Consider the following 13971-nt stretch of genomic DNA (forward strand, 5'->3'; position numbering starts at 1 on the left):
TCCGCGAAGTCTTTGGAACCCAGCCATCGGCGGGTGTTGCAGGTCTCGAAATATTTGGGTTATGAGATCCTGCCCAGCCGTTTCACCCCGACATATGGAACTCCGACAGAAGTGGCCAGCTGGACGGATCGCGGCCCGAGCGACCTGGCCGGTGCTTCGGCCCGCGAGGTCCAGGAATTTGTCCCGGCGATCGGCGAGAAAGAGCTTAAGGCATTTTCCGACTCCGAAGGTTTGTCCGAGGGACGCGGCGAGTTGCTGACCACCCGCGGCCGCCAGCAGGTGGAGATGACGCGCGGCATTGCGGCCATGCCCAAGGAGCAGGTCGATCAATTGCAGCGCCTAACAGGTTTGAACCGTGGCCGCGCCGACATTGACGCCATGAAGCCGGACGATTTGACCAATTTTGCCTTTGAGGTCAGCCAGAGATTGCTCAATGCCGGGATCGTTGACCGGCATGACGCCCTGAAATTGGCGGAGATGGTGAATTTCTGGCAGGGCCAGCCCGGCGCAAAGACCCCGAACGCGGCGGACGTCCAGCAAATGCTTCAGGACCTCAAGGTCGTCCGGGTGTCTACGGCTGAGGCACCCCATCGCACGTCCCTCGCCGTTGCCCGTGTGTTTGGATTAAATGAGACCAACAATCCTGTTTATGCCAGCCTGGCTTCCCGCTTGGATACAAGAAAAGCCGAGAAATTGAATTTAGATATTCAGTCCCAGGAAATGACGATTGCCCGGGCGGACGCCGATATGCAGAAAGAGCCGGTCCCTGTCCGTATGGCCTACAGGCTCAAGAGACTCGGCGAGCTCAAGAAACTCGGCAAGCTGACAGCCCAGCGCGCGGCCGCCACACAGATGACCATCGGCGAGATCGAATCTTTGCGTGACGGGGCTGAAGCCGCTAATCCCTCCGCGCCGAAGTTAACACCGCTGCAGTATACCCGGGCCTTGGGCATGGACGCGCAGGTGAACGCCATTCCCGATATGCCGGCGGCAGAGAAATTCTTTGAAAATTTGAGGACCCGGGTTGATGAAAGTGAATTCCGTGATCTCAAGATCAACCATGTCGCCTTTCTGGCCAATAATGAAGCCGCCAGGGCCGCCTTCCTGGCTGAGCATGGAAAGACGAAAGAGATCAAGCGGATCGCCAAAGTCGCGGCGAAATTCATGGATCAGCACGCGTATGTGACCCATTGGGACGTCATCCCGGCGCTGATATATTTTGAGCGCAATCCGCACGCGGCCGGAGGCCTGTATAATCCGTTCACCAACAAGATCAGCCGTTTGAACGCGGCCATCGCGTCTACGCCGGACATGAAGATCAGCCTCAAGACCGTCCGCAAGATCCTCGGCGAGGAGATGCCGGTTTTGGCCCAGGTCCAAATGGACCTCCCCGTGGAAGAAACGGTCGCGCAGGTTCGTGAATTTGCCGCCCAAGAGGGGCTGAACAGCACAGAGACGCGCCAGGTCATCGCCATGCTGGCCGGACGCGACAATGTGAGCTCTGACCAGATTTCCCGTACCACGGCCGGCCTGAAAGGGCTTCGAGAAGCCGGACGGCCATTGCGCATTTCCTTGTCCAGGGCGGTTGATCAGGCCGATGATTTGATGAAACTGGCCCAGGCGTTCCGCGAACACCGCGACAGGAAGGCCGAAGCCGTAAAGACGGCAAGCGATTACTTCCGCTACCGGGCCAGCGAACAGCGCTTCCAGGAGCTGATGAGCGATGTGGATTCCGGAACGTTATCCCTGGCTCAAGCTGTCGCAGGATTTGAGCAGAAAGATATTATTGAAGGCCGGATCAAGGCCTTGACCGAGGTTTTTGGCAATAAGGCTGTTGTTTCCGGAGGCCGGGCAGTCCAGATTCTTGACCAGGACGCGAGCGCCGAACAGCGCCGTTTGTCCCTGCAGATTGCCATCGACGAAGGCAAGATGCGTTTGCCGGCCGGCGTTGAATTCTTTAGCGTTTCCGCAGAAGGCTTGGAAAACAATGCCAAGGTCCAGATTGAAAAACTCGGCGATGATTTTGTCTCACTTCATATCCATCCTGACGCATTGTCCGATATCGAAGCCCTGGGCCGGGTGCTGCCCGCGCTCGCGCGGTTTGAATCCCCGGATGCCGACCGGGCCGCTTCCGTGGCCAAGAATCTGCTGTTCTTGTCCAATCCGGAAGTCGAAGGTGAGCCACGTGTTTCCGCCATTCCGGAAGTCAACAGCGTTATGGCTGAACTGCAGGCCAATCCTTCCGAATTGACGCGGGAATCGGCTGAGGCGGTCCTGCGCATGGCATCATTGCCGACGGATAGCGGTACGGTTGCCGCCACGCAGAAGGCGTATATGAAGCTCGCCGGCGTTGAGGTTGACGAAGAGCCCGCCGCTGTGCCGGCCGCCGCGAGGCCAGCGACGACCGCGGAATTGGCCTCTGCGAAGCCGACGGCCGCTTCCACGGCAGCCGCGCCTGCTGCCCCCAAAAAGAAATCTTTGTTTGGCGGCTGGAGGAAGGCCGCCACGAGCATTGCTTTGGCCGGCGCGGTCTTGTCCGCCGGTTTGAACACGCAGGCTGCGGGGACGACGCATCGGCTCACCGCTGCTCGCGCCGTTGCCGCTCAATCCGCTGCTCCGCAGATCAGAGAGATCGCGGGCGCTCCTATCGTTACCCCAACCGTTGTTGGCGCGATCGCCTCCTCTGCCGCTACAATGCAGGCGTCTGTTGAAACTACATCTATATTGCCAGCGGCTCCGCCCGCCCCTGAACAGTTGCCCATTGCCGGCGCCCCGATTGTGACTCCGACCGCTCCAGCTGTTATCGCCCCTGCGCCAGCTATGCCAGGCACCCCTGTTATGAATATCCCGGCCACGCAGGTGACTCCGGTTGTCATGCAATTGGGCATGGTGAATATGAATGTGGCCCCATATGATGCGAATAAAGGGCCTGTAGGCCAGAATCCGGTCGATCATCAACAGAAGAAGGCCATCCCGGTCTCCGGTACGGTCAATCTGCCCATTCTGCCCAACGCTGAGCCTGGCGGAGGCGGTGGCGGAGAAGGCGGGGCGACGCCCAAGCCGCCCAGGCCTGCCATTGCCATGGTTGCACAGGTCAATAACCTGCAGCCGATGCCGGCCGACTATCAGCTGGCCATGCACAAAGCCAATCTCGATTTTAGGGGCATTGCCAACGAACGCAATATTTCAACGGATACAAAGACTAACTACAACAGTTCTGGTACGAGTCCAACGATTATCTCAACTGGCGAGCTCTCCTCAGAGCTTCAGCCAGTCGGCGACTTAAGAGAAGCGAGGACAAGACTTGATGAAGGTGAAGTTAGCCGTAGAAGTAACGTTGTATCTAACTCTTATGAAAGCAATGGCTTAGGCCAGAGCGATCGTAATGAGGAAGTCACAAGTTCCATCGGTGCGTCCAGAAATGGCGTGTCCGAAGCTGAAGAAGCAGATGCAGAAGTAGCTGTAGAAGTGGCTGTGAACATTGATGGCAGCAATGCCGTCAATGATACTGTGACTGTCGTAGAAGTGAGCAGCACCCGTTCTTTGGATCGTCATAATGGTGGCAAGGGCTACGCTTCTGTACCTTATGCCTCGATTCAGCTGCCTGTGAAGGCGGTTGTTGTCGAAGGTCAGAAAGGCCTCAAAGCTGTAACCAATGCTGTCGTTACAACGATTCAGGACATGAGTCGTAAGGTTGTAAGCAGTATCGGCTCTGTGGTTGCTTCGGCCGAGTCCAACTCCGGCAACGGGGAAGGCGAAGCTGAAGAAAACGCACTGCCTGTGGTTCCTGGAGTGTCGGCCAACGCTCAACCTGTTGGGCAAGGCGTCACAACAGGGCAATTCGTTTCCGGATCTGTTCAGTCTTCCCTGATGTATGTCAGGGCTTCGATTGAGCAGTACGAAAGCGAAGTCAAGCAAGTTGTAGAAGCTCGTAGTGAGCAGTATCGCTCTGCTCGAAGCACCGTTGAAGGAACTGAAGCTGCCCATGTCGAGCCCGGCAACGGATCGGCTGAAGGCGAATCGGTTCTGGAGGACGCTTCGAATACTGTAACTGATGTTGAGGTTGTTCGCTCTGTAGAAGCACTCAGCAGTGAAGGTGCACGAGGTGTAATCGGTGCGTCTGAAGTTCCTGAAGTGTCTGAAGAAGCCACGGTCAGGAACAACGCGTTTGGATCTGCCGAAAGACAGGTCAAGACCGCGAAATCTGCTGAAGGTGAAGCAACCAAGTTCCGTTCTGTAGTCGGTAGTGAAGGTGTAGGCAGTGTCTCTGATATTGCCGAAACCTACGTTCCTGAAGTGTCTGAAAGGACGGCTCTCAGGAATAACGCATTTGAAGCTGGCGAAAGCTTGATCGAGAATGCGGCCACTGCTGTAGAAGTTGAAAGCAATCGCTCTGTTACCAAGCAAGAAGGTAGAGGCAGAAAGACCGAAATTGCCGAAGCCACAGTTCCTGTGGTGTCTGAAGAAGGCGCTGACAGGAATAACGCGTTTGAAGCCGGTGAAAGCCGGATTGAGAACGCGGTCGCTGTTGCCGAAGGTCGCGGCATAACCGTGATCGGCGTCAATAGGGAAGGCGAGGGCAAGATCGGTGAAACTGCTCAAGCCGAAGTTTCTGTCCTCCGTGAGGAAGCTCAAGACAGGAATAACGCATTTGGATCTGCCGAAGGGCAGCTGACGAATGCGGTCGTTGCCGCTGCGGAAGCCGGCAATGAAGGTGAAGGCAGTATCAGTGAAATCGCCGAAGCCTCAGTTCCTGTCGTGCGCGAAGAAGCGAATGACAGGGATAACGCGTTGAGACCTGGTCAGGCCGTAGAGAAAGATCAGGCCGTTCGCATTGCTGGTGATAACGAAACCATAGAAGAAATTGAAAGCTCTGTTGTCAGCCGTAACGATGCAGGCGAAGAGAACGATAGAAACGCCTTATCCGAAGTTCGTGTGGTGCGTCCGGAAGTTGAGGAAGCCGACACGAACGTTGCCGTTATAGAATCAGCTCGGCTCCACGCTGATAAGGATCAAACTGACAAGAGCAACCGTAAGACCGTAGAGGAAGCCGGCAAGGCTTCTGAAGTTCCTGAAGTGTCCCTGAAGGAAGGGACGGTTCAGGATAAGGCCGTTTACGGGGCTTATGCCAATGCCACGCAGGAAGGCTCGTCCAGCAGAACAGCCGTTCCTGCCGCTTCTGTTCCTCTGCCCAAAGAGGGCCAGAACAAGGCCCTCTCTGCGTTTATCGTCACGCCTGTCGCCACCACCGTCACCGCTTCCGTCCGTCGCCTCTTAAGCTTTGCCACAGCCCTGAAAGACTTTATTCTCAGCATCCTCAAGTTCAGCCGCTCTGTCCGCGGCCCGAGCGTCTTTAGAGAATCCACAACAGTCCGCAGCCGCACCTCTTCTGTTCGTCCGGTTTCCGTCCTCAGCACACCGACCTACCGCAAACCCATCCTTACCACCATTAACGACCTGGTTGGCGCCGATCTCGCGTCCGACCAGGTCGTTGTTTATAGAAGAACAACGTCCGTTAACAAGGTCTCCATCAAACAAGGAGGTTCGTCATGGTTATCCTCAACACAAACAACAGAAGCAATGTCCGTAACCTTACCGTCCGGTATCTTCTCGAAGTTCCTCGTCTTGACCTTGTCTATTGCTCGGCTCGCGAAGAGAGTGGCCGCTCGCGCCTCTTCCTGGTCTTCAACGAGCACGGCAAGGTCTACAGCCGCAACGGCCTCAACGGAACATGGGTCGAGCTTGACAGCAGCGATGAATGCGGCGAGATCCGCCAACTCCTTAACGAAGCCGCCAACAGCAAGCGCGTTCCGTACTTCACGAACGACCGCTTCAACGTTAAGCAGGTTCTCCTTAATTAGTCTGGTCTTGATGACAGCCACCCCGGCCCTCGCCCAGTCGGCCAGCGGGGTGGTTGCGGTCAAGAGCGGGATTGCCTTGGCCTTCAAGAGTTTTGTCGCTATCCATCCGTTGTTAACGATGACCTTGGTGGCTTTGATGCTCGGGTATTTGATTTATCGTATCGTCAAAAATATCCGATTGCATAAAGCCATGAAGCTGGCCTTGGAGGAACACGGTCAAAGCGCCCATCGTCTTGTGCAGCATCTCTATAAGGAAGCCTATAACGCCAACGCCCGCAGGATGGTCTCCTTGTCCCGCCAGGACACCAAGGAGGCCGTAAGACAGCTTAAGGACAAGGAAGTCATCACCGCCTCAGATCTGGCGAGAGTCTATAGGTATCTTGAGACCAAGATTCTTGAAGCCGTTGAACGCCTTGAGAACGGCGAAGACACCTCTGCTGTTGAGCCGGCGGCGGATGAGGAAGACGTCAGCATCAGCGCCCTTCTCGCAGGTAAGACGGTTGAAGAGTTTGTTGCGGCACACAATGCCATGTCGATTTGGGTTTCGCCATTCGACAAGACGTTCCGGCACGAGAACAAGCTTCCCATCGAAAAATATCTCACCTCTGAGATGAATTATCTGTTGTTCTTCGGCGGTTCCTTCACGATCATTCGCTTGATGTCGTCATGGCCGATTGTCCTCGCCATTGCCGGTGCCATTATGGTCGGCGCTGCGATCTGGCTGGGATGGTCGCTGGCCAAAGAATTGAAGGAACGCCGTCTTGCCCAATCTGCCGCCCCGACCGTCGCCCCGGTCGCCGAAGAACCGGTCAAGACCGCCAGCGTTATCCGGACCGGCAAGGGCTGGAAGAAAGCGGTGACGACGGTCGGTATCTTCTTGTTGTCCACCAGTACAGCGGTGGCCGGTCCGTTGTCCGAATTCCTCCATAAAGCGGTGACAGCTCCCGAATTCTGGGTTGGTGTTGCCGTGGCTGCCGTCATCGGCTGGGCGATCAGATTCTTCAGCAAAGCAAGAAAGGCGACCCCGGCCAGCGGACGCGAAGAAAAGGCCCAGGAAAGAATCCGCCAGAACGAAGCTACGATGCAGGGCCGCTCCATGTATCGGCCTGAAACCATTGCTCTGGTTGACAAGGCCTTTGCTCAGGTCAAGGCCGAGATGGCGGCCGATGTCAGGATCCAGGCGTTGGCCGAACGCGTCGGAATCAATATCGAACAGGCGATTGATGAAGGCGCTGAACGCGGTGCCCGTAATTACTTCGTCCGGGTCTACGAATCAAGAAATGAAGCCGGACAATTCGGCGAAGACGATTTGAGAATCATGATGAGGACCCGGTTTGAGCAGGCCTTGAGGCATTATATTCAGTCGAGGCCGCCGCAGGCCCATGAGCAGGCCCGGGTTGACGAGGCCGGAAACATTGTCCGGCCGTTCCTGGCCACCCGCGGCCTCGCATTCAGAGATTTCACAAAGAATGTCCGTTTCATCGACGGTGAAGAGGTGAAGGCCGAGTATAACTGGTATTTCGACGTCATCTTTGTCGGCACAGCCTATGCCGCAACCTCCAGGACATTCGCCCTGCACGTCCTGACGCACGAGGGTATCCATTTCAACGTCCGCGGCATTCCTGTAACGTGGCTCAACGAAGGCATCACCGAATACCTCGCCCTGAAGGCCTTGGCGGCCTACCTGCAGCCCGGCCGGCCGATGACCATTTCCCAGATTCATGATCATCTGAAAGCGATCTTTGCGGCGGAGAGCCGGAATCCGTATCATCCTTACTATTACGTTGCGGCCGGCGTTGTGGAAGAGTGGTTCAAGACGATCGAAGAGCGGTCGGCCCAGCTCGGCTTTGACGTCAACGATGTGTTGAAGGCCTATGCGGCCGGCAGCGCTGCCTTCATGCGCCTATTGGGGAATGCCGAGACGGTTGCCGATCATGTTGACGCCGTTGAGATGGTGGATACCTTCTGGAGAGCGTTTGAATTTGCAACCCAATTTGCCGAAGCCGGCAACTTTGAAAATCGGCGCGCCCATGAGTTCCGCGGCGCCGCAAAGCTGGCCTTGTCCAAGCTGACCAAGTCTGCTCTTGGCATTGCCGGCATGCTCTTGGCCGCTCAGCTGTTCTTCGGCGGCAAGGCCATGGCGGCGGGTGCCGTGGCTGTTCCGGTCGGCACGAATGCAGTGACAGCCGGCACAACGACAGTGGCTGCGGCCAAGGGAGCGATTGCTGCCAAGGCGGCGTTCCTCGGCATGGGCGTGTTGGGCTGGGTTGGGGTGATTGTGCTGGTGTCTATCGTGGGCACAATTCTCATTATCCGCAGATTGAAGAGCGTTTCGAGAGCTTATGACACCTTGAGCGCCAACCGCGATCTGGACGCCGACTTCCTGCTCGACATGGGCCACAAGATCAACACGCCGGACATCGCCCGCAAGCTGAAGGCCGGCCAGATCGCGATCCATACGTTGTCGTTCGAAGAGGCCTACAGAACCGCCGTTTACTTTGTGGACCGCGCCGGCACTTTTGCCGCCAACGGCCGCAACGATGACGCGACGGATGATTTGAGACAGGTCATCCGCCTGAATGAATATATGCTCGAGGTGGTGAAGAATCTCGTGGCCAAGGGCACGTTCGACCTGGTTGAAGAGGACCTGGCCAAGGTCACGCAGTTGAACAACAGATATCAGAAGACCATCATTGAGATCGCCGCTTCCTATTTGAAAGCCGGGAAGATCACGGCTGCTGAAAATATTTTGAATGATCTCTACAAGGGCAACGAATCGACCGAGGATGTGGAACTCCTGAGAGCCATCGAAAAACTGTACACGAAGCTCGGCGATCATTATTACTACAGTGAGACCGGCAAGGCCTTCGAGTATTACTTCAACGCCGGCATGATTCAGAAAGCGATCAAGAAACTGACAGGCGTTGCCGGACTGCTCCTGGCCGCCAAACTGTTCTTCGGTGGCAAGGCCATGGCGGCTGGCGCTGTGGCTGTTCCGGCCGGCACCAATGCCATGGCTGCGGTCACGGGCACGGCCGTTGCCAAGGCCGCTGTCGCAGGCAAGGCGACGTTCCTCGGCCTCGGCGTCCTGGGCTGGGGTGTGGTGTTGCTGGCGGTTGTTGTCTTGGCCGCCGGGGCATATCTTGCTTATCGCATTCATAAGAAGAACGCAGAGAAGAAGGCTTTTGAATTATTCTTGAGCAACATGGCTGCTCAAGCCCAGGCGCAGCCGAAAGATCAGCGCACAGACGAGGAAATCATGGCTGATGTCTTGAGATCTTCCTCCATCGGCGATCTGGTGGTGCAGTTGGGTGTTGAGCCTTTCATGAAATTGATGGAATTGGATAACCAGGAATCAAGTAAGAGGATGGTTCAAGAGAAGTTTATGTCTATTGACTTGTTCGGAAGAGATCGTGCTGCAGAGATCCAGGCAAATGTTCGGCCGCTGATCAATCTGGTCGAATTTGTGAGAACAGTTAACGGCCGCTTTGGTCAACAAGATCTCGCCACCATTGAGGACCTCCTCAGATTGGGCTTGGGCGCAACGACAGCCTATAGAGTATTGACAGAATTAAGAGACGTGATTCAACGTCACGGGCTTGTCGGCCTCATCCAGCTCGGTCATAGAGAGCAAGAAAATCTCAAGTTTTTTGGCAGCGATCATCTGACTTGGCTTTTGAAATACAAGGCCTTGCTTCTGGAGTTCGGCCCCCATGGCCTCATGTTATTAGTAACGGAAATGAACCGTTCTTCCACAAGCATACTTGTTGTGAGGAAGACTCCTGAAGATGCTGTCACATTGTTCGAGAAAGTCAGGTCGAAGATCGCTGAACCGCTTCGTGCCCGGGTCACTTTTGAGACGGTTGCAGCAGCGGTTGCAGTCATCACAGCAAATAAAGAGAGGGGTCATGGGGCAAACTTATTCGATGACGGCGGCAGATCACCATTGAAAGAGGAGGAGATCACGAGTCGGGTCGGGGCATTCCTGAACGCATCCTTGGCTGGCTCGGATAAGGTGGAGGGCAAAGAAACGTTTGAAGAATTTATGGCATTGATCAGAGAATTTGGGGTGGCAGATATTGCCACCCTTGCTTCCAGATCCATCGCGTTTGAGGAATTGAAAGGGCGCCTTGAAACTTTGAGCCCGGTCATCGAGGCGTTCGGTATTAAACCGCTGGTTGACTTGTCCGTGAAGCATCAGGATGCCTTGAGGCAACTTTTGACCGGCGACGCGGAGGTTTGGACAGCCCTGCTGTTGATGCAAGGCAAGATCACCCCAGAAGATAAAGACTTAACGCTGTTGCATCTGAAAAATTTTGGTCTGCTCAAAACAACCGGCGGTGCGTTCTACGGGTACATGCTGGTCGCGCTTCTCAAGTTCGAGCGGAAGAATACGGGCTTGAACATCATTGAAGAATTCATGCTCAACTTCACATATTCTTACGCCGCTGGAGAAGGAAGAAGATTCACAACGGCGACTCTTAACGCAGCGACCCGTCAGGCGCTCACCGAATATCTGCAGAAAGAAACGTTGAACATTCGCCGGGCCTTGGTCACCCGCGCTTTGTTCATACTCATTGAGAACGTCAGGGATATCGAATATTTTGCTCAATTGATCGTGAACGAAAAGAAGAACTTCCTTGGCGCCGTCAATTATTTTGCCACGGCCGCGACTTTACACAGAGAAGGCATCATCAGTGATGAAGGGTTGGCGACCGCCGTCATCTCCGGCAACTTTGAAGAATCAATCGCCCGTCTGGCCCAGGAAAGAGTCGGAGAGGTCTTGGGGATTCCATTCCAGCGGGACGAGCAGGGTCAGCCGGTGATCCACGCTGATGCCAAGGCCGCCCTGGCAGACACGGAATTCCTTATGGATCTCTTGACCTTCGCCAAGAATTATAACGGCACGGCCAGAGAAATCCTTGTGACGCTGGTCAGGGTCTACTTTGAAGAAGGGGCTGACGGGGTGGCCCAATACAAGATCAGCCATGACCTCGCGGTCGGCAAAGTTTATGGCCAGCCTGCGGATGAAAAACGTGCCCAGGCGCCGAAGGCCGTCAGAGATTTGATCGCCTCCTTACCCGGACTTTCTGCCGAGGCCAGGGAAGGCGAGGGAGAACAAGTTTCCTTCTTCGATCAATTCTTCCGCAATACATTGGAGAATTACGACCGTCACTCCGCAGAACATCATTTCAATCCTGCGGAAGTCAAAAAGGCCGATCCTCAGGAGATCGCGAGAGTCGAAGCCGAGTTAAAGGCCCTGGCTTCGCAAGCGTCTGAAGGTTCTGATTTCGCCAAGGCCATTGCACAAAGAGATCTGACAGCCCTGAAGGCCATGACGTTGGCCAATGGGTTGAATAAATTGCGTAACCGTGCCTTGGGTCTGATCCAGAAATTGAACGCTCTCAAACAGGAAAACAGCTTACAGGATGCGGTCCACATCGTTGAAAGAATTCGCCGGATCGCCCAAGAGCCCGTGGAGAACCAGCAGCAACAGACCGTGGCCGTTGCCCGGGAATATGCCCCTCTCTTGCCCGATCTCATCTCCGCCCTGAAGGTCATTCATAAGCAGTTGGTGGACTTGCAAAAGCCGGAAGCCCAGATCGTTTCCGAGATGATTGCCCTTCTGCAGAATTTGGTGAAATTCCTGGAAGAAACATCCGAAGTCAAGGCCGCAAGAACCATGACCGCCGAAGTCAGTTATGACCTCAAAGAAACCCTTAAAGTCGGCCGCTACGGCAATAACGGGACAGGAAACTGCCAGAGCTGCACCCAGCCGGGCGTGAATAAGAATAGTTTGATGAGCTTCATCGGCGATGCCCAGGAATTGATTATCCTGATCCGCAACCAGCATGGCCAGGTGACCGGCTTTGTGTTGCTGCACGGCGTTTATGTGGGCGAATCCGGCGCGGAATTCGTGTATGTGAGAGAAAAGATTTACACCAACGATAACGTCACGTTGGGCGTGCAGGAGGCCGCAGTCCGGAAACTCCTTCAGAAGATAGCGGATCGTTTGAACGTCAGGATTCTGATCGACGTCAATAAATCGGAAGAAGACGATAAGATCGACGTGGTCATCCCGATGAGTTACGTCAATCGTTATCTCGATTCCTTGGGCGGTGTTGTCTACGAAAACACGACACAATATCCGATTAAGGCCAACGAGATTATCTCTCCTGTGGTTCATAGACAGGAAGATGCTCCTGTCCGGAATACGACAACCGCCAGGGTTTATAAAACCGGCACAGTTGTCACATCCGGGCTCTTGGCCGCCAAGGTGTTCTTCGGCGGCAAGGCCATGGCGGCTGGCGCCGTTGCTGTTCCGGCCGGCACGAACGCTGTGGCCGCTGTGACAACCGGGACCAATGCCGTGGCTGCCGTTTCCGCGGACGTTGCGGCCAAGGCCGCCTTAGCCGCTCCGGCCGTGGCTCCTTGGGTGATTTGGGCTGTTGCCGCGCTGGTCGTGGTCGGCATCGCCTTGGTGGCCTATGTGGCCTACAGGCATGTGAAAGATAGCGGCAAGACTTTAAAGGAATACCTGCAGACCGAAAAAGGCCGCGAAGTCGCTGTCAAGTTCGGTTTGGGCGTGGTTGTGGCGGCTGTGAGTTTGATTCTCCTGCCAAATGTTTGGGCTCTGTTCCTGCCGGTTGTGGGAGCCTTCCTGGTCAAGATGCTCGCTTCCAGCGTGTTTGTGGCCTCCAGCGCGGTCCTGGCTGCGGTTGCCCTGGCGGCCGGCCTGATGGTCAAGGACAGCGTGATTAAGCCGGCCCTGAAGGGCCTGGCCGCCTTCTTCGGGCTCATGGGCTTGAGCAGTGTCTTAGCCATCGTTTCTGCGAAGTTCATCGCCGGCGCAACGTTCCTGAGTGCCTTCGGCATCATGGCTGTCTTCGGTCTGGTCTTCGTGGCCCTGGCGGTTGTCCTGAAGGAAAGCTTCCAGGGCGGCCTGCCCAAGGGTCTGGATGACAAGGAGTATCTCGAAGCCGTGATGAACATCAAGGGTCTCGAGCCGGTCGCGGTGGCTGGGATCAAGAAAATCCTCGAATCCGGCGACGCCCAGCTGATCAGACGCGCCGCAGTGCTCTTGAAGAACCGTCAGTTCAAGATCGATCAGACCGACCTGGGCGCGGCCAAGAAGGAAGTCGCCACCAACGTCCTGTCCCGGATGGCCTCCCGCATCAAGAGGATCGGCACGGCCCGCGAGGTCATTGAAGCGATTGAAGAGGCTTACAACTTCTACAGCACGGTCAACGCCTACCTGCCGAAAAACGGTCTGGTCCGCCTGTTCGTGAAGACGCCGGTGGCCGCGGTGCTCCTGCCGGCCACGATTGTGTATCTGCTGGGCAAGGTGACCTATTACTTTGTGGCTCCGCACGCGACCCGGCTCTACGCGTTCAACAGAAAAGTTGCCGCGAAGCAGATCATCATCCCGGCCGCTTTGATTCTCTCCGCCCTGCATGAGGCCGAGAACATATCGAGCGTGAAAGTCGACGCGATCGAATACAAGTTTAAGCACCCGGTCGTTTACAACACCTTCAGATTCGCCTTCGGCCGCTTGACCCTGGCCTTCCTCAGCAAATGGGTCGCGGCGATCGGTATTCCGATCCTGGCCGGGTATATCGCCGGTGAAGTCCTGGTCAAGATCCTGGCCAAGATCGGCCACACCTTTGTCCTGAACATCCTCCTGCAGGTCCGCACGCAGGTGAAGACGATCGCCAACCGCGTTCTGGCGGACGGCCTCTTCGCCCGCGGCCTGGTGGATCAGCATGGCTTGCCGACCTTGTCCATCGAACGCATCCTGATCGCGGCCAAGAAAAACAACATTTCGCTCAATAACTGGACCCGCATGACCCGCGTCAAGAACGCTTATATGGGCGGCCTGCTCTACGCCGAGACCGACAAGAACTTGCTGGCCCAGCTCAAAGCCGAATACGGCCGTCCGTCCTTCAAGGGCAGAATGGTCAAGGTTGCCCTGTATGCCGCCGCGGCGGTGTTGTTCTTCGCCAACCTGATCGTGCCGTTCGATTGGGCGGCTCGCTTGCTCGGCTTCAGCGCCAAATCCAAGAAGACCGCCGCGGCCGCCAGGACCATGGGCTCTCTGAAGATGACCTTC

1 protein-coding gene (cut by both window edges) is annotated in these 13971 nt (G+C 55.9%); it reads left to right on the forward strand.

Window positions 1-13971: part of an inositol monophosphatase family protein coding region (locus tag Q8Q08_00405; protein MDP2652474.1), annotated on the forward strand (this coding region is incomplete at its 3' end). The annotated region is longer than the window, extending 33009 nt past the left edge and 95770 nt past the right edge; the window shows 13971 of its 142750 annotated nt.

This window comes from Candidatus Omnitrophota bacterium, assembly GCA_030688425.1.
In the GTDB taxonomy this organism is placed as follows: Bacteria; Omnitrophota; Gorgyraeia; order Zapsychrales; family JANLHA01; genus JAUYIB01.